Consider the following 19,243-nt stretch of genomic DNA (forward strand, 5'->3'; position numbering starts at 1 on the left):
TGAATTTAGTTGGCAACGTCCGAGATAAATTTAATCCTCAACATACGGACTTCCTCATCACTCAGGTCATCACCAAATTCAGACAGCAGAACTTTCATACTGTCACTTTCGCTTTTACCCATGAAATCCATAAATTCCTCCACAATATCTTCATCGAAATTTTGTCAATATAATAATCAATATTAAGCTTGGTTCCCTGATAAACAATTCGTTCCATTTCTTTCAGAAGATCATCCATAGACAGGTTTTTAGCTTTTGCAATATCTTCGAGGTCGATTTTTTTATCGGTACTCTGAATGATGAAAACCTTGTGCGATGATTTATTTGCGACATTTTTCAGCACCATATCCTGGGTGCGTTCAATGTCATTCTCCTCAACATATTTGGCGATAAACTCCGCAAACTGTTTGCCGAATTTCTTGGCCTTTCCTTCGCCTACGCCGTAAACTTTTCCAATTTCGGCAATGGTGGTCGGGTATTGCACAGTCATATCCTCCAGGCTGGGATCCATAAAAACGGTGTACGGTGGAATGCCCTGCTGCTTGGCCACGGTTTTCCGCAACTCCTTCAGTCCGGCATATAAATTCTGATCCAAACCGCCGCCCTGCTGAACCTGCACCTGATCGGAATCTGCCTTGGTCTGCGCCAGATTGTATTCGCGGTCTTCGGCGATAAGAAAAGGAGTTTTATCTTTACCTGAAATTCTTGCGTGGCCCTTTTCAGTTATTTTCAGCACACCGTAGGTTTCGATGTCTTTTTGTAAAAAATTCTGCACGGTTGCCTGGCGGATCACTGATTTCCAGAAATTCTCAGGGTGATTTTTTCCGATGCCAAAATGCTTCGTAGCCTCGAGTTTATAGGATTTTGTTACAGGATTTTCGCGTCCGGCAATCACAGCGATTAAATCTTTGGTCCGGAATTTTTCTTCCAGATCTTTTACCAGATTCAGAATAATGTTCAGTTCTTTGGTAGCATCCCTCAAAGTGGGCGGGTTAATGGAATTATCGCACATCAGCGCACCTTCGCCATTTTGCGGATCAAACTGCTCACCAAAGTAATATAAGATATACTGCCTTCTGCTCATCGAAGTTTCAGCGTAACCAACCACTTCATTTAATAGCTGAAGTCCGATTTCTCTTTCCGAAACCGGTTTCTGGGCCAGAAACTTTTCAAGCTTTTCAATATCTTTTGGATCGTAAAATGCCAGACATATTCCTTCACCGCCGTCGCGGCCGGCACGTCCCGTTTCCTGATAATAACTTTCGAGGGATTTGGGAATATCGTAATGGATTACAAAACGGACATCCGGCTTATCGATACCCATGCCGAAGGCGATTGTGGCCACAATGATGTCTGCATCTTCCATCAGGAATTTATCCTGGTTTGCAACGCGTGTTTTCTGGTCAAGGCCCGCGTGATATGGTAAAGCATTAATGCCGTTTACCTGCAGAAGTTGCGCAAATTCCTCCACTTTCCTGCGGCTCAGACAATACACAATGCCCGATTTACCTTTATGCTGATTGATGAACTTTACTATTTCGCGGTCGATATTAACCTTAGGGCGAACTTCATAAAATAAGTTCGGGCGGTTAAAGCTTTCTTTAAAGACAAGCGCGTTATTCATACCCAAAGTTTTCTGAATATCATCCTGAACCTTTGGCGTGGCGGTGGCAGTAAGGGCGATCACCGGAACATCGGCAATTTTATCGATGATGGTTTTCAGGTTCCGGTATTCGGGCCGGAAATCGTGTCCCCATTCCGAAATACAGTGCGCCTCATCGATTGCGACGAATGAGATTTTCACATCGCGCAGAAACTCCATATATTCTTCTTTAATCAGCGATTCCGGCGCTACATATAAGAGTTTTGTCCGGCCTGCTTTAATGTCGTCAAAAACCTGTTTGGTCTGGGTTTTATTGAGCGAAGAATTCAAAACATGCGCAACACCCTCCCGTGAAGAGAGACCGTTTACCGCATCTACCTGGTTTTTCATCAGTGCGATCAGCGGCGAAACCACTATTGCAGTCCCTTCAGAAATCAAAGCGGGAAGTTGGTAACACAAGGATTTTCCGCCGCCCGTGGGCATAAGTACAAATATATCTTTGCCCTCCAGTAGATTTTCGATGATCTCTTCCTGCTGACCTTTAAATTTTGAGAAGCCGAAATATTTTTTGAGTTCTTTTTTTAAATCGGCATTTTTTGTTTTCATCTGTTCATTTTCAATTGATAGCTGCAGATGAAGCGCCGGAAATATTGCTTTCGATACAAACTTGCTGTTCGCGGCATTTCATCTAAAATTGTTTGCTAAATTTGCATATTACCCAAAGTTAAAAAATAAAAGCTGAAATAAAGAAAATTGACTTTTTATTTTAAACCGCACGTAACGCTGCATCATACATAAAGCCAGACCTTTCTAATTCCCTCTTATGACTAAGACCAAGATCCTTGAAGTCGCTAAAAACGCCCTTTCCATCGAGATTTCTGAACTTGAAAAACTAAGGAGCCGCTTAGATGACAACTTTCTGAAAGCGCTGGAAACTATTTATTTCTGTCCGGGGAAGCTCATTGTGGTTGGCATCGGAAAATCTGCACATGTAGGAAATAAGATCGTAGCCACATTAAACTCAACAGGTACGCCCTCGCAATTCCTGCATGCGTCCGAAGCAATTCACGGCGATCTTGGCGTCATTCAAAAGAGTGATGTAGTGTTGTGTATCTCCAACTCAGGTAATTCACCTGAAATTGTAAAAATCCTTCCCTTTCTTAAAGAATATTCAACCGCACTGATCGGCATGACGGGAAATCCAAAATCCAAACTCGCGGAATTCTCCAGTGTGGTTTTGGATACTTCTGTAGAAAAAGAAGCCTGCCCCATAAAACTGGCTCCCACAAGTTCCACGATTGTGCAGATGGCGCTGGGCGACGCACTTGCGGTTTGTCTTATGGAGATGAGTGATTTTAAGGAAAACGATTTTGCACGCTTTCACCCCGGCGGCAGTTTAGGAAAGAACCTCACTGCCAAAGTCGGACAGTTTCTGTCGTCCCAAAAACCCCAGGTCTCCGCCGACGCCAATATCCGAGATATTATTATTTCTATAAGCGCCTCGTCGCACGGGATTACCATCGTCACGGAAAACGAAAACATCATCGGTGTCATAACAGATGGTGATCTGCGCAGAATGCTCATGAGCACGCAGGATATTTCATCGGTTTCTGCCGGAGAAATCATGAGCAGAAATCCCAAAAGCGTCGATAAAAATACCCTCGCAAAAGAAGCCATGGCGCTGCTCAAAGAAAATAATATCGGTCAGCTCATCGTAACAGACAACGGCAAATATTTCGGCATCATCGATATTCACCGCCTGCTCGACGAGGGAATTGTGTAAACGGAATCCGCAAGTCAAACCATCGGCATTATAAAAAAAATAAGTTCATTTCTACCTTTTCATATTAAAAATGTAATTTCGCCTCTTCAATTGCGGTCAGTTACAGCAGTTCAACCTTAAACAGAATTTTGTGAGCGAGAAAAAAGAAATGTCCTTTTGGGGGCATATTGGCGAATTAAGAGGACACATCATCCGCGCGGTTATTGCAATGATTGTCGGAGCTATTATTGTCGGCTTCAATGTAAACTGGATCATGGACCACATTTTCTTCGGTCCCACGCGCAACGATTTTTTCACCTTCCGCGTTGTCAATCATTATTCCCGTGAGCTTCTCGGCCACGACAGTATTGTACTTCCTGCCCATTTTGCCGTTCAGCAGAAAAAGCTTTTCCAGCAGTTTAATGTGATGATGGCGGTTTCTATTTTCGGTGGAATGGTTCTGGCCTTTCCTTATATTGTTTGGGAGATCTGGCGTTTTATTTCACCGGCACTTCATCCGAAGGAAAGGAAAAACTCAGTATTCCTCATCAACTTTGTGTGGATGCTTTTTCTGGCGGGAATTCTCTGCGGCTATTTCCTTATACTGCCTTTTGCCATTAATTTTGGTTTACTTTTCAAGATTTCAGATTCCATCACCCAGCTTTTCGATCTCAGTGATTATACCACGCTTTTCATGCAGGTTGTTCTTGGTATGGGCGTCGTATTTCTCTTTCCGGTAGTGGTTTATTTCCTCACTTCAATTGGAATTCTTACACCTGCGTTTATGCGAAAATACCGGCGCCACGCAATCGTACTTATCATGGTTGTTGCCGCGATCATCACGCCGGCCGATGTTTTAAGTATGATCATGGCTGCGCTGCCGCTGCTGTTGTTATACGAATTCAGTATTTTAATGAGTGCATATACCTTTAAGCAGGTGCAGAAACGGAACGCTTTACCACCTGAGAAGTTCTGATTCAGGAGCGTGAAAAAGCAGTTTCTCTTCCGAAGACCGAGCGCGCTGTCACTACTCGCTTCCCACGCCTTTGCGGCGCGGGAGAGCTCAGGCAGGCCGTTCCATCGCGGCTAAAACCAAATTTCCCGCTTTCCCGAAAAAGAAAAAATCCCGTAATCGAAGGTGCCGATATAACCTAACTCTACTGCTTCTTCGCTAAATTTTTGACCGTTAGAATATCCCGTCTCATTGTGTGCTATTCAAATTTGATTTCCGCACTTCATTATATTGCATTCGAAAACCATCAGAATTAAAAGTTATTTTTAGGAACACTTTTTGTCGAAATCTGCATCTCCACTTTATAAAACTAAACTTTGGGAACAGTCTACTATATCATCATCGGATTATTGCTGCTTGTCATACTGTTTGTCGCAGGAGTTTTTATTTTTATGAAAAATCCAGGATTCGGCAAAGCACCTGCCGGCAAACGCCTCGAAAGAATTAAAAATTCACCGCATTATACCAAAGGCTCTTTTCAAAACCTCAGCCATACACCGCAGCTTGCAGAAGATGCTTCGATGCCGGGCGTTCTCTTCCGGTTTCTGTTTCATAAAAGCAGAAACCTACGTCCAAAAACAAAATTCAATTTTGCAAAGTCCGATCTCAAGAATTTAAATCCCGATGAAAACATCTATGTGTGGATGGGCCATTCTTCCTATTTTCTGCAGACCGAAGGCAAAAAAATTCTCGTAGATCCGGTATTCAGTGGAAACGCTTCACCTGTAACCTTCAACGTCAAAGCTTTCGCAGGCACCGATCTGTATACACCCGACGATATTCCCATGCTGGATTATTTAATCATTACGCATGACCACTGGGATCACCTTGATTTTGACACTGTCAGCAAACTTCGGCCAAAGGTTAACCAGGTAATTACCGGATTAGGAACGGGTGAACATCTGGAATATTGGAATTACGAGCCGGCCAGGATTATCGAACTGGATTGGGGCGAGAACTTCGATCCGGGTTCCGGTTTCAAAGTGTACGCAGAAACAGCCCGCCACTTTTCCGGACGCGGCTTTAAGCGGAATCAGGCAATATGGGCGAGTTTTGTTTTCGAAACACCAAAAAGAAAAATCTATATCGGCGGCGATTCGGGTTTTGATAACCATTTCGAAAAAATCGGAAATAAATACGGTGGTTTTGACCTGGCAATTCTCGAAAACGGGCAGTACAACAGCGATTGGAGGTATATACACATGTTGCCGGACGAATTTCTAACTGCTGCAAAAAATTTAAAAGCAAAGACCGTAATTCCGGTACACAATTCAAAATTTGCGCTTGCGCTTCACGACTGGAAAGAACCTTTGGAAAAAATATCAGCATTGCGCGGGAAAGCAAAATTTCGTCTGATCACACCCAGGATCGGCGAAAAAGTCAACTGGGAAGATGAGAATAAAACTTATGGCAAATGGTGGGAATCTTACGACTGAAACCTTGATGCTGAAAATAATTTTAAGATACTCTGTAAGTTTTTATTTAAAATTATTATTTAAAAGAATTCATCAGGAGAACTCACCTAAATATAGGCTTCAGCAGCCATGTAAATTTTCCTAAATTTACGCTCATCAAAAAATAAAAATGAAGAACGCATATATCATCGATGGTACACGCTCAGCCATCGGAAATTTCAAAGGAAGTTTAGCTGCTGTACGAACAGACGATTTACTGGCTTCTGTCATAAAAAATCTTATTGAAAAAAATCCGGACATTCCTTTGGATAAAATTGATGACGTGATCATCGGTTGTGCCAACCAGGCGGGCGAAGACAACCGTAATGTGGCGCGCATGGCTTTGTTGCTGGCCGGAATTCCCATTAATGTTCCCGGTGAAACTGTAAACCGGTTATGTGCTTCCGGTATGAGTTCCATCGTGCAGGCGATGAGAGCGATAAAATCTGATGAAGGTGATCTGTTTATTGCAGGCGGTGTAGAAGGAATGTCGCGGGCGCCTTACGTAATTTCCAAATCCGCCTCGGCTTTCGGAACAGATTCCAAAATGTACGATTCCAGTTTTGGGTGGCGCTTTGTAAATCCTGCAATGGAGAAAATGTACGGCATTGATACGATGGGAAAAACCGCCGAAAATCTCGCCGCAAAATATAATATTTCCCGTGAAGAACAGGATGAGTTTGCTTTGAATTCTCAAATGAAAGCAACGAAGGCCCAACAAAGGGGAAGATTAGCAGAGGAGATTTCGGATATCACAATTCCACAAAGAAAAGGTGATGCGATCGTCATTAATAAGGATGAATTCATAAAACCCAATTCTACCTTAGAAGTTTTGGGAAAGCTGCGTCCGGCTTTTGTAAAAGAAAACGGCTCTGTAACAGCAGGAAACTCTTCCGGTTTAAACGATGGCGCGGCGGCAGTTTTTGTGGCTTCAGATGACGCAGTTAACAAATACAATCTGAAACCTTTGGCAAAAATCGTATGTTCCGCAGTTGTGGGCGTTGAACCTGAGATCATGGGAATCGGTCCGGTTGAAGCGACTAAATTAGCATTGAAAAGAGCGGATTTAACGCTGGATCAAATTGATATTATTGAACTGAATGAAGCGTTTGCTGCACAAAGTATTGCGGTTTTAAAAGAACTCGGAATTGCTAATGATGATGCCAGAGTTAACGTTAATGGTGGCGCAATTGCCCTCGGTCATCCGCTGGGAATGAGTGGAACAAGAATCACGTATTCTGCCGCACTGGAACTGCAGAAAACCGGTAAAAGATATGCGTTGGCCACCATGTGCATTGGTGTTGGACAAGGATATGCAGTCATTCTGGAAAATGCAGATCTGTAGCTCGCCACAAACTGAACATCGTTTCCCGAAAAAAATCAAGGACGTTTCTGGTTAAATACCGAAGCGTCTTTTATTTGCTCTGAATAATTTAGTGAGGCTGCACCTTTGCCGGATCATCATAATTGATCAGCCAACTGATGCCGAATTTATCTGTAAACATACCGAAATAAGCGCCCCAAAATGTTTCCTCCAATGGCATTGTTACTTTTCCACCTTCGGAAAGTCCTGTAAAAATACGGTCAGCTTCTTCCCGTGAATCTGTATTTACGGATAATGAGATATTGTTGCCGATCCTGTGTTCATGAAGCCCGGGCATTGTATCACTTCCCATCAGGACAGTTTCCGCGGAAATCGGCAGAGTCATGTGCATAACGCGGTCTTTCAGTTCCGCAGAAAGCGGCGGCATACCTTCCTGTGGCGGCATATCACCAAATTTTCCGACCATTGGAAAATCACCGCCAAAAACGGATCTGTAAAAATTAAAAGCTTCTTCGCAATTACCGTCGAAAGTTAAATATGCATTGATAATAGCCATAATTAAAAATTTTAAAATTAAAGATACAGGATAATTAAGGAGAGTTTAAACCCCAAACTGTTCCAAATGATGATTCAAATGTTTCGCGAACATGTTATTCCATTCCTGGGCTTTCAGCTTTCCGAAAGAAAAGGACTCTTTCCCGTTAAAGGCTTCTCTTCCCAGTTGCTGCGTTTTCTGAATAAAGCCGATCAACCGTTTTTTTTCAAACTCAAAATCGCGGGAATCATTTATGATAAACTGTGGTGCCGTCGGCGAATTTCTGGGATAGGATTTTTCGCTGACCACTTTTGGTTTTACAAATTTCTTTAAGATAAATTTCGCAATTCCGCCTGGAGTTTTGTGTTTTTGAGGTTCATACACCATTTCATACGTCACATTACAATGTGCTAACATTTGATTGACCGACATTTTTCCCCATTTCCCCTCTGATTCGGAGGTAAGCCTGTTGATCCTGTCGATAAAAGTCTGCGCATCTTTGGCGTTGAAAACATCTTGCATAGTCGGGTTATTTTCTTTCAAAATTAAAATTATTTATGCATTATTTCCGATTTAAATTTCACTTCTTATTCTGCTTAATGTTTCCTGTGAAATCCCAAGATAAGTTGCAATCATTCCAAGAGGAGCACGCAGAATAATATTTGGATTCTCTTCTAAAAGTTGGGCGTATTTTTCTTTCGCCGTCATGTGTTGCAAGGAATTAACCCGTTTGGACATTTGCGTCATTAAATTCCCCAAAAGAAACCGACTGAAATTTGCGGAGGTCAGGGAAACGGAACACAATTCTTCGAGTTTTTTATAATCACAAAAAGTGATGGTACTTTCTTCTAAAGTCTCAATATTATAAATAGTGGGAACATTTGCGAAAATGGTATCAATGCTGCCAAAGGATTTTCCTGCTGAATAAAAATTGGTGGTGATGTCCTTTCCTTTTTCGAAATAATACGTTCGCGCCAAACCTTCTTCCATGTAATATACATTTCGGTTATAGGTGTTTTGATGACTTAATAATTCGCCTTTTGCGAAAGTTTTGGTTTGGGTTTCTGTGTGGAAAAACTCTTCGGTAACAGCGTCTAATTTTATATATTTTGAAATTTGGTCAAGAAGTTTCACGTTATGGCATTTTTACAAAAATAAAGGAATTAAAATACATTTAAACGCAAAGTGCGCAAAGTGAATATTTCTGTTTGCACCAAATTGCGGACGCAGAGGCGTTACACTCAGCGAAGGCTAGAACTGGAACTGAGTTGAAGAATCTCAAATAGTAAATAATCTTGAAAGAAGCGAAATCTGCAGCCCGACTTGAACGGAAATCCTTTTTTGCGACGAGGAACGAGGAGTAAAAAAGATTGAGAGTGGAAGGCGGAAATGTCTGCCCTAAAAAACACTAAAAAAACGTCCGGACCGAAGTCCAGACGTTCCCAACAAACAAACAGTATGAAAACTGTTCTATTTTAATTCAGAAAATTTTCATCATTAATGATTAAATTCGGATTCTCTTCTGTAGGAATTTGCTCCTCGTAATCTTCTGAAATATTGTATTTTTTGAATAGGAAATGGATTTTAATTTTCAAAGCGATCCAGCCGATAATGAAATAAACCCAACCTAAAATCAGCAAGTGAACCAGATATTTTTTAGTCAAAATTGCAGATCCGTTTTGAACAACCATAATCTTCAGCGCTTCTAAATAAGGCGTTAAAGGAATTATCGCAGTAAAGTTTTTGATAAATTCCGGCATGGCGTAAGTCGGCCACGTAAATCCACTGATGATAAATGCAGGTGACGCAATCACCATTAAATACTGCGTTGCTTTCAAAGCATCCGGAATTACGATACTTACCAAAACTCCGAGATTCGTTGCTGCGACGACGAAAACTGCGGTGATCAGAAAGAAATTCCAGACATTATCCGGGACGGGAATTTTGAAATAAAGACTGCACAGATAGAAGAAAAGAATGTTGAAATTCGCAAAAACCCAGATTGGCAGACATTTTATCGCCATGACGGCAACTGCATATTTTTCCTTACCTGCAAAATCTTTGATGAAGGATTCTCTTTTAAATTCTTCGGAAAATGAAACCGCCATCGCGAGTAAAATCACCTGCTGTAAAACGACCGCCATCATTGCAGGCCACATAAAAATCAGGTAATTGCTGGTCGTGTTGAAGAGCGTAATATAATTGGCTTTGAAAGGTTCGAACTGGGTTTTCGCCAAATCTGCATTCATTCCTTTTTTTTGCAAGGCTTTTATTTCTGCGCCGGCCGAAAAAGTTCCTAAGGTTTGTTGAATGGCTTTGGTGGCGAAATTCGCGGTCAAAACGTTTGAAGTGTTCACATAAACATTCACTTCCGGATATTTTTTCTGCAGCATCATGGCTTCGAAACGTTCGGGAATGATGATCATGGCGGCTGCTTCCGTTTTGATGGTTTCATCTTTCAGGTTTGCCGGTTCGTTGATGTAACTTAATATTTTCAAGGGTTTACTGTCCTGAAGCATTTCCAAAAGTTGGTCGGATAAGGGCGTATTGTCGTGATTCACCACGATCACGGGAATGTTTTCTACTTTTCCTGACTGGTACGTAAACCCGATCAGTAACGCATAGAAAACCGGCGCTAAAAGGAAAACCGAGATCAAGGTTTTGTTCGTTAAGAACAGGCGGAATTCCCTTTTTAATAAATATTTGATCTGTTTCATTTTGTGACTTTTAGTTAGACAATTACTTTAAAGTCACATTAGAATTCACCAAAATATCTTTAGCTGCCTTCTGATTTTCCGGCACTACTTTGATTTCGTAAATCGCTTCTTCCGGTTCGTAATCAGGGAAAGCCGTCGTTATATCTGCGTATTTTGCCAATTGTTTGATGGCGACAATTCTTCCGGTAAATTCTTTTTTATTGTAGTTCACCAACATTTTCACGGTCATTCCTTTTTGATATTTCGAAATTTTACTTTCGGGAATGGTGAATCGGAAATAAGAAGTTTCCGGAATATAACCTGTGAAAAGCGGATAACCTGCAGTTGCCAATTCTCCTTTGTTCAACGCGATGGTTTCAATTTCCATGTCATTTGTGGCAATGATGTATTTTTCAGAATTCGCAATATTTGCTTCTTGTAATGCTCCGGCTGCTTGATTTGCTTGTCCTTGCGCCATTTCAATTTTTTCGTAGCGCGTTCCGGACTGAACATCGTGAAGTTCCGCATTCACCGCATCCAATTGTGCTTTGGCACCTTGGTATTTCGCAAAATACTCATCGTAATTTTGCGGCGAAAGCAAACTGTCATCATACATGTTTTTCGCTCTGTTAAAAGATTTTTGAGCATATTGAAACTGCTCTTGCAAACCTTTTTGTTTGGCTTTTAACTGACGAAGTTGATCGTCGGTTGCGCCATTTTTTGCCATTTGAACTTGCGCTCTGGCTGCAGAAGTTGCACCTTTTGCCTGCGCAATTTTCGCGGAAACTTCCTGAACATCTAAAATTGCAAGCGTATCGCCAACTTTCACGGTTTGTCCTTCTTCTACTTTAATGGTGAGAATTCTTCCGGTTAATTTGGGAGCGAAGGAAACAATTTCCTTTTTCGTTTTGCCCACAATTTCTCTTTCAGGTTTTGATTCCTTACAGCCCGAAAGTGCGAGAACACTTGCCAAAGCGAAAGAAGTTAATACAGTATTTTTCATGTCTGTTGTTTGTTTGTTGTAATGTTGAAGAAAATTATTTTCGTCTCTTTCTCTTCTCTAAAAGTCTATTATCTATTGTCTTCTTGTCTATTATCTTTTTCTTAAAGTTTTTCAATCTGCAAATTCTGCGTGGATTTCATCAGTTCGATAGCGCTTCTTCTTTGATTAAAAATCGCGTTCTGATATTCCAGTTCAGCATTTTGCAGATCATTTTCGGCTTCAATTAAAGCCGCGGAAGTTTTGGTTCCATATCGGAATTCTTTTTCCACCTGTTCTAAACCTTGTTTTGCAATTTCAAGTGATTTTGCTTTCAATTTGATTTGAGAAGTCGCAATCGTGTAATTCGTTTGATTGTTGGCTAAATTCAGATTCAGTTTTTTAGAAGCATCGCGTTTTTTATTTTCTAAAATCTCCTTTTCAATTTTGGCTTTTTCAACCAGATGCTTCCCTTCATTACCATCAAAAACATCCCATTTAAAACCAACTCCGGCTTGAACCAATGGCAAAACATTTAAATTTGAGGGATTAAAATCCAGTTTCTTTCCGGAATTTGGCAACAATTCTTTTGACGTCGAAATATTCCCATTAAACAAACCAATATAACTTACGGAAGTTTGCGCCTGAACTTTCGGAACCCACCATCTTTCCTCGGCTTTAATTTTATAATCGGTCGCTTTAATGCCGTGCTCCAAGGCTTGAATCTCTACTCTATTTTCAATATTCTGATCAAGAACTTCATAAGAAATAGTTTCCAATTGTGGCTGAATCAAAGCGATTCTTTCTCGTTCGATTCCGGTTAAAATTTCGATTTGGGTGATCAGCAATTCTTTTTTTCCTTCGTATTCTACTATTTTCGAATTCAAAGTCGCCTGAGCTAATTCAATTTTTTTGTGATCGTAAGGAGTGATTAATCCGTAACCTAATGCTTTGTCAGCCGTTTTTTTATTGATGTCTAAACGTTTTTTTGCTTCGTCTAAAACTTTCTTCGATTCCTGAACCAAGGCCATTTGATCATAGGCTTTCGAAATTTCGGTAATGATTTCATCCCGGCTTTTCTGCATCAATAAATTCTCGGAAATATTTTTTTCTTTATTGGCTTCTTTCAGGTATTTCACTTTTCCACCAGAATAGAGCAAAACACTCGCTTCGGCTTTTGCCATGGCTGAAATCCCGGAAATATTCAGATTATTTGAAAGTTGACCTTCTGGAATCACAGCGCCGGGAAAAATTGGTGGAAGTGCGGGAATATTAATTTCGGGCGAATTAAGACGCGCAGAAGTATAGAGATAACCCGCTTTTCCTGTCACTTCAACTTTAGGAAGAAAAACATCTTTCAGTTTTTGATCATCGAGTTGGGTATATTTATTTTCAAGGGTTTGTTGGGTTAATGTTCCGTCGTTTTGTAGCGCACTGTCGATGAGTTCTTGTAAAGTCGGCGCTTGTTGGGCAGAAAAAACCAGCGGAAAAAAGAACAGCAATTTGACCAGATTATTTTTAAGCGTTTTCATATTCGTTGTCTGTTTGTGGGTACAAAGTTGCGGAGAATAGGAATCGAATCCTTTGATATTTGTCAAAAACATATTTTTGGTAGAGATAAATCGCGACTGATCAACAATAAAATTTTGAATTAGAAATATTTAATTTTTTATATTGTTCTTTTGTCTTGAAACAAAAGAACCAAAAATTCAAGGCCTGGAAACTCCGGCTAAAAAATTTCTTTTAAACCTAAAATTTCCAAACTTGCGCGATACAAGATTATTCCTTCGATTGAAAATTATTGCGCGCTTCGGACATGGAAATTTCTTTACGCTTTAAAAGAAATTTTTCTTAACGCCTCCATTTCCTTGGCCAAAAAAAAATCCGCTTCAAAATTGAAACGGATTTGGTTACAGATAATTTTATCGATTGTACAAGTCGCGACTTGACCCTACAGAATTATTCGGTGATCGTAATTTTTGTGCCTTTTGTATGCGCATTCATTTGTGGCGCGTAATAATTTTGCAAAGTGGTAATTCCATTGCTGAAAGTTCCCGCTGCATTGCAAATATAATCGTACTCAAAAACGTATTTTCCTTTCGGCATATTCTCGATATAGAAATTCGTGGACGCATCTTTTGTACTTTGATAATAACCTAAATTATTTTTCCATTCGTAGCCTGAAATTACATTTAATGGTTCAAATCCTGCCGCTCGCATATCTTTCAAGTGAATGAATTCCATGTTGCGATCGGTGTTTAAAATCATTCTTACGGTAACTTTGTCTCCTACCTTTAATGGCGTATTTTCTGCAATTTTTACCAATTCTTCACCATTCACCGTTTTCACTTTTTTGTACAATTCTTTGGTAATCGAAAGGTAAGATTCGGAAGATTTAATTTTATCTAAATCCTCATAATATTGCCAGAATAAACCACCCTGAACAATTCCAGGACCTGGTTTGGCAACGGTAACTTTGCCTAAACTCTTATCAATTTTATCAGATTTTATTGTTTGTTTAATATAGCCAGGCGTACTCTGCTCCCTCTCCTTTGGAGAGGGTTGGGGTGAGGAATATTCTTTTCCACCCCAAATAATAGTAGCTTTATCGCTTTCAGAACTTGTCCAGGATTTTCCGGAATTGAGAATGGTGAAAATAACTTCTACTGTTCCGCGCGAACTTCCCCAGGAATTAACTTCTTTTTGAGTAATCAACCAAATCTTCATTTCTTCAATGAAAGTTTCGTCAGTTGGTGTTAATTTATTGAAGGCTTCCAACGCTCCGGCGTGATTCACGGTTTTGGAATTGTACCAACCCCAATCGTTTAGATTTTGTTTCCAGTAAATTCCTTGCGTTTCTGATTCGGTTGAAGTTTCTTTTAAATAAGTCATTAATTTTTTAGAAACTGCTGGAAGTTTATAATCATTAAAAAGCAAAGCTGCTCTGTGTAAACCAAAAAATGTAAAATCAGTAATTTTCGCCGTTGGTGCTTTTTTGATGACCAAAGTTTTCAGTTGCGCACCTTTTCCAGTTAATGGATGGTCTTTTTCCCAATAATTTCGGGTGTCGAGATAGTCGAGAACATAATTATTCCAAACATTGCTTCGACTTCGCTCAGCAGCCGAATCGAAATTATAATATCGGAATACTTCAGAATCTACATAATTAACGAGTTTCGCAACCATTTCTTTCTGTTCCGAAGATTGATAATCCGCCGTATTTCCTTTCAGCCATTCATTAATTTTTCCTAAATTTTTCAAGATGTAAAGCGAGTTGTAATAGGAACTCGGATAACCTTGATACCAGGAAAATCCACCATCAGGATTTTGCAGTTTCTGCAATTCTGCCCAATCTTCATTAATGGAATTTCGCATATTATTTGCGTCAAATAATCTGGCGAGATTTTCCATTTGCTCGGTTTCATTTTTCGATTCTAAAACCCATGGAGTTTCTTCTAATAACAGTTGTTTCAATTCCTGATTTTTCTCCAAATTAGAAACCAATAATCCTTTGCTTTGATATTCCTCAAAAACGATTTTTAATTTCGGATTGGCTTTAAAAATTTCAGAAGCCAAAACATCGGCAAACCATTTATTGAAAACGACATCCGCAGAATTGTTCGTGTCATTTTTCAAACCTGGCAACGCAAACATAATTTCCCAAATCGGATTCGTCGTCAATTCCAAAGTATTGGAAAAGTTCGTTGCAGTTGTCGATGTATTTTTTACTAAATTTTCTAAAGTGAAAGTTTTAGTTTGACCTTCTTTCACAAAGATCGGAACAGCATCTGTCACCAACATTCTGTTTGGTAAAACGGCGATTGCTTTTTGTTCGCCATCAGAAAAAGTACTTTGGTCACTAAGCGACGTCGAAGTGGCCACGACTTTAATAATCATTGATGAAACATCATTTGGGACTTTCAATTTCCACTGAACGACTTCATTTCCATTTTCTGCTAATTCAAAGGATTTTTGAGTTTCATTCAAATTAAATTTAGATGAAATATCTTCATTCGTAAAAGCATCTAAAATTTGCAATTGCGCTACTCCATTCAATTTTTTATCAACTAAACTTGAGAGTTTTGATTGCAAATTCAGTTCATCACCTTCCCGTAAAAACCGTGGATAATTTGGTGTTACTGAAAACTCTTTCTGTGTAATTACGGATTCTTCTAAAGTTGCAGAACGCGCATCTTTGGTGTGCGCCAAAAACATCAGTTTCCATTGTGTTAATGCTTCCGGCGAAGTAAATTCAAAAGTCACATTTCCGTCTTTGTCGGTCATTAAGTTTGGATAGAAAAATGCGGTTTCGTTGAGATTTTGACGAACTGGGATTTTGTCGGGATCGGTTTTATCTTCATTAACTAAACCAGAAGCTGTCTCTAATTGTTTTGAAATTGGCGGCGGCGCGCCCTCAGTCTTTGCAGAATCCCGCATCACTTCCATTTTTGCAGAAGCAGAATACATACGGGGCATTACCACATTTCCGTAAATCCCTTTATCAAACCAATTAAAGTCCGGAACGTTAATATTTTTTTGGTTTAAATGGGGAGCCCTCTTACTGTAATATTCTTTGGCCAAATTTTCATTAATTCCATAAGAATTCATAATGAAAGATCTCTGATAGATTTGCTGGAAATAATAAGAATTATCCGCAAACTGATCCAAAGATTTATCATACATATTCGCCAGAACTTCGGCATTGATTTTCTCTTTATCCTGTCCTAAAACTTTAACCGTCCATTTTTCTTTTTGTCCCGGCTGCAATTTATCACGGAAGGTTACGGTTTCAATTCGCAAAGGTTTATTGTCACAGGCAATTGTCAAATTAACCGATTGCGTTTGCACATCATTGAAAGCAACCAACTGAAACTGAACATTGATTTGATCAATACTTTCGTCCTTCGGAAATGAAATTTCATATTCTAAAAGTCCGTTTTTAAATTTCTTCTGTTCGGTTAAAGTTTCGCCATTTCCATTTTGAATATAAACATTCACCAAAGCGTTCGGAATTGCAGAATACACGAAGATTTTTGCTTTTTCAGTTCGCTTGAATTCGGCTTTTGGTTGGATGACTTTTAAATAAGGTTTTTGTGAATCCGTTAAAAATCGTTTATCGAAAACTTCGAAAGTTTTTTCAGTTTTAATAGTGTCTTTTCCTTCGATATTATAGAGTTCGAGTTTGTAATTTCCAGCGGCGAGTTTTCCTAAATCAAGAGATTCTTCATTTCGCTGCACGCCATTCAGAATGACAGATTGTGTTTTCCATTCCTGCTCTTCTTTCGAGAAATAATCATGTGGGAATTTCTGACTGAATTCAGATTTTGAAAACTTCGGTAAATCCTGAATCTGACTTTCAAAATTAGATCGATAAATTCTCTCTTTAGGTTGAAGTTTCGACAATTTAACGTGATAAGATTTCTTTAAATTTTGATCGTTGTAATTTTTGGTTTCAACTGTAAATTTCACATTCTCATCGGTGAAAAAATCCCGGTCGCCGAGCGAGTTTAAAGCGAGGTCGCTGAGCGAGTCAGAAGCGCGGTCGCTGAGCGGAGTCGAAGCGGTAATGTAATGCGAAACAGAGGCGACTTTTACATTTTCTGTAGAAGATTGCGTTTCACCATTAATATCCGTCACAGAAGCATTAATTTCATAATTATCAACCTGAATTCCATCTAAAGTTTCATCTTTTTTAAGATCAAGTTTAATTACAAATTCTCCTTTATCATTGGTTTTAACTTCTCCTAAAATAGAGTTCTCATTAACATTTCCACGTGGGAACCACCAGAAATATCTCCAGCGAATATTTTGTTTTTTGATTTCATAATTTACGGTTGCATTACTCAACGCGACTCCAGAAAACATCATTGCTTTTCCTTTCAGTTCAATGGTTTGTCCGTATTTATACTCATCTTTAATGGGTTCAAAAGTCACCTCAAATTTCGGACGTTTGTATTCTTCAACCTGGAAATATTTTGTCGCATCACGATCTAAATCATCAGAATCAACTTCCAAAGAAAATTGTCCATTCAGTTTTCCGTTCGGCAACGTGAAACTTCCGTGGTAAGAACCGAACTCATTGGTGGTGAATTTTTGTGATGAAATTTTTTCGCCGTTAGCATCATTTAAAGTGATTTCCTGTGAAATTCCAGACGCTACAGATTCTTTATCCAAAAGCAATTTCGTATTAATCACTTTAAAATAAACGATTTGTCCGGGACGGTAAATTCCGCGATCAATAAAAATTTGCGCTAAATTTTCTTCTCCTAATTTCTTTGGTTCATTATAATATTGATTGCCGTAAACCTGCATTAAATTATAATCATTCGTTGAAGGTTGTTGCACCAAATAATATCGGTAATACTGATTATCTTTAGAAACAGGAAATTTGAAAATCGCATACTCATCGGCTTTTGCTGTAAAAGAATTGGCTTTTTTATCGTTTGTAAATTCAAAAATTTTCAGATTTTCATTCGAGACCGATTTGCCATTTTCACGGTTCACCAGTTGTAACTGATCAGCGATTGGTTTACGTACATCTTTTTTGTTATAAATGATTCTGGAATTTGTGGCGATGAAATAAAAATTTTCCTGAATTGAATTTTCGACCACATATTCTGCCAAATAAATTCCAGACGGAAGTGGTTTAATTTCTAAAGAAGTTTTGTGATTTTTATAATCTTTTAAATCTTCTAGATCGAAACTTTCTTTTCTGACTAAAGTTTTCTTAACCGCCGGAAAACGAGTTTTATCATACGAGTTCGCTACATATTTCAAAAAATTCTGCTGATCATCTTTAACTTCATAAATATTCAAAGAAAACTTAGAAACATTTTTCGCGTCTGCAACCAAGTGAATCGGCAAATTTGCTTGCGTATGTGTTTCGTAATAAATGGATAAATTGGGTTGAAGAATTGAATTTTCTCTATTAAGAATATTATTCAGAAATTTAGATTTCGCATATTGTTGCTTCGTGTCTTTAATTAATAAAAGCGCTTCGTTATATTTTTGATCAGCGGTTAATTGATCGATGATTTCAGCAATAATCAAAACTTTATAATCACCTTCTGTAGAAGATTTTACCAAATTTTGGAGTTGTTGAGTTTTGTCTTTACAATTTAAAAATTCACAGTCATCATTTAATTTTTGATGCTGAAAATAGAGTTTTGAATTCCCTGCATTTTTCTGAATTAATTCTGAATATATACCTGCAATTTTCGATTGATTGACTTTCTTTTCATTTGGTGTGAAAAGTTGCGAATTATTATAGAACTTAATTTCATTCATCGCCTTCCAGTCAAACAAAGTCGGGAAATAATCCAGATCTTCAGTTCCTTCGAAAATCTCTTTGTATTTCGACATCGAAATCTTTTGCAACTCTGCATTTCTTGAGTCTAAATCAGTAAAATGTTTCTTTAAATAATTTTTAAAGTCCAGCTTTGACCACGTTTCAATTTGCGTAAAATCCTGATTGTTCAAATTCGTTCTCTGATTAATCCGCCACTGGTTTTCATTGTAATAATCATTGAAAAACTCACCTTTCAAAACCTGAAATAGTAATTTTTCATCGCCCTTTAATTGGGAGTCTAAGCCATTAAGCTTGGTAAAAAATTCAGTGGAAGCATCATTTTCAGTATCATCAGAAGTTTGATTAATGATGCTGAATTCCGCTTTCAACGAACGGATAAGCTGCACGGCATTGTCTTCTTTCATAGCCTGATTCTGGATTTCTAAAATTATAGGGAGGTTAGATTTGAATTTGCCATTTTTATAATTTTCGGCTACTTTTTTCCATTGGCTATCGTAATTTTTCTGGGCAAAAAAATGACCGAAGCTGAAGAGTAAAAGAAAGAGTGCAAAAATTTTATTTTTCATAGA

At 38.9% G+C, this 19,243-nt stretch carries 11 protein-coding genes and 1 pseudogene; 4 read left to right on the plus strand and 8 right to left on the minus strand.

Annotated elements, in window-relative coordinates; genetic code table 11:
* Positions 1–5: 5 nt before the first annotated feature.
* Positions 6–2,209 (minus strand): annotated as a pseudogene (gene recQ, locus H562_RS14645) (DNA helicase RecQ).
* Positions 2,210–2,426: 217 nt separating this feature from the next.
* On the opposite strand from recQ, the gene H562_RS0104480 reads away from it, so the two are divergent.
* From H562_RS0104480 to H562_RS0104495, 4 genes are all read left to right on the plus strand, one after another.
* A complete protein-coding gene (locus tag H562_RS0104480) occupies positions 2,427–3,386 on the plus strand; it encodes a KpsF/GutQ family sugar-phosphate isomerase (RefSeq protein WP_027376410.1) in 960 nt (319 codons plus the stop codon).
* A gap of 130 nt (positions 3,387–3,516) precedes the next feature.
* Positions 3,517–4,341, plus strand: coding sequence for a twin-arginine translocase subunit TatC (gene tatC, locus H562_RS0104485; protein WP_027376411.1), 825 nt, complete (start codon positions 3,517–3,519; stop codon positions 4,339–4,341).
* A gap of 353 nt (positions 4,342–4,694) precedes the next feature.
* Positions 4,695–5,813 carry an MBL fold metallo-hydrolase gene (locus tag H562_RS0104490; RefSeq protein ID WP_027376412.1) on the plus strand — a complete coding sequence of 373 codons (1,119 nt, stop codon included), beginning with the start codon at positions 4,695–4,697 and terminating at the stop codon, positions 5,811–5,813.
* A 148-nt stretch (positions 5,814–5,961) separates the two neighbouring features.
* Positions 5,962–7,176 carry an acetyl-CoA C-acyltransferase gene (locus H562_RS0104495; protein ID WP_027376413.1) on the plus strand — a complete coding sequence of 405 codons (1,215 nt, stop codon included), beginning with the start codon at positions 5,962–5,964 and terminating at the stop codon, positions 7,174–7,176.
* Positions 7,177–7,264: 88 nt separating this feature from the next.
* Here the strand turns inward: H562_RS0104495 and H562_RS0104500 are convergent, their stop codons facing one another.
* From H562_RS0104500 to H562_RS0104530, 7 genes are all read right to left on the minus strand, one after another.
* Positions 7,265–7,711, minus strand: coding sequence for a VOC family protein (locus tag H562_RS0104500; RefSeq protein ID WP_027376414.1), 447 nt, complete (start codon positions 7,709–7,711; stop codon positions 7,265–7,267).
* 45 nt (positions 7,712–7,756) lie between these two features.
* A complete protein-coding gene (locus H562_RS0104505) occupies positions 7,757–8,212 on the minus strand; it encodes a DUF1569 domain-containing protein (RefSeq protein WP_027376415.1) in 456 nt (151 codons plus the stop codon).
* 51 nt (positions 8,213–8,263) lie between these two features.
* Positions 8,264–8,824: a Crp/Fnr family transcriptional regulator gene (locus tag H562_RS14650; protein ID WP_051190393.1), complete on the minus strand. Its 561-nt coding sequence runs from the start codon at positions 8,822–8,824 to the stop codon at positions 8,264–8,266.
* Between the two features lie 341 nt (positions 8,825–9,165).
* Positions 9,166–10,407: an ABC transporter permease gene (locus H562_RS14655; RefSeq protein ID WP_051190394.1), complete on the minus strand. Its 1,242-nt coding sequence runs from the start codon at positions 10,405–10,407 to the stop codon at positions 9,166–9,168.
* 22 nt (positions 10,408–10,429) lie between these two features.
* The gene (locus tag H562_RS0104520; RefSeq protein ID WP_027376416.1) at positions 10,430–11,389 is read right to left on the minus strand and encodes an HlyD family secretion protein; all 960 of its coding nucleotides are present in this window, start codon (positions 11,387–11,389) and stop codon (positions 10,430–10,432) included.
* A gap of 101 nt (positions 11,390–11,490) precedes the next feature.
* Complete coding sequence (locus tag H562_RS0104525; protein WP_233701973.1) at positions 11,491–12,969, minus strand: TolC family protein; 1,479 nt, start codon at positions 12,967–12,969, stop codon at positions 11,491–11,493.
* A 355-nt stretch (positions 12,970–13,324) separates the two neighbouring features.
* A complete protein-coding gene (locus H562_RS0104530) occupies positions 13,325–19,240 on the minus strand; it encodes an alpha-2-macroglobulin family protein (protein ID WP_027376418.1) in 5,916 nt (1,971 codons plus the stop codon).
* Positions 19,241–19,243: the final 3 nt, after the last annotated feature.

This window comes from Kaistella palustris DSM 21579 (assembly GCF_000422265.1).
Lineage (GTDB): Bacteria > Bacteroidota > Bacteroidia > Flavobacteriales > Weeksellaceae > Kaistella > Kaistella palustris.

Bases quoted from the DNA above. Each gene is read 5' to 3' on its own strand.
- H562_RS0104480 (WP_027376410.1), top strand. From the start codon at position 2,427: ATGACTAAGACCAAGATCCTTGAAGTCGCTAAAAACGCCCTTTCCATC.
- H562_RS0104495 (WP_027376413.1), top strand. From the start codon at position 5,962: ATGAAGAACGCATATATCATCGATGGTACACGCTCAGCCATCGGAAAT.
- H562_RS0104500 (WP_027376414.1), bottom strand. From the start codon at position 7,711: ATGGCTATTATCAATGCATATTTAACTTTCGACGGTAATTGCGAAGAA.
- H562_RS0104505 (WP_027376415.1), bottom strand. From the start codon at position 8,212: ATGCAAGATGTTTTCAACGCCAAAGATGCGCAGACTTTTATCGACAGG.
- H562_RS14655 (WP_051190394.1), bottom strand. From the start codon at position 10,407: ATGAAACAGATCAAATATTTATTAAAAAGGGAATTCCGCCTGTTCTTA.
- H562_RS0104520 (WP_027376416.1), bottom strand. From the start codon at position 11,389: ATGAAAAATACTGTATTAACTTCTTTCGCTTTGGCAAGTGTTCTCGCA.
- H562_RS0104525 (WP_233701973.1), bottom strand. From the start codon at position 12,969: ATGTTTTTGACAAATATCAAAGGATTCGATTCCTATTCTCCGCAACTT.
- H562_RS0104530 (WP_027376418.1), bottom strand. From the start codon at position 19,240: ATGAAAAATAAAATTTTTGCACTCTTTCTTTTACTCTTCAGCTTCGGT.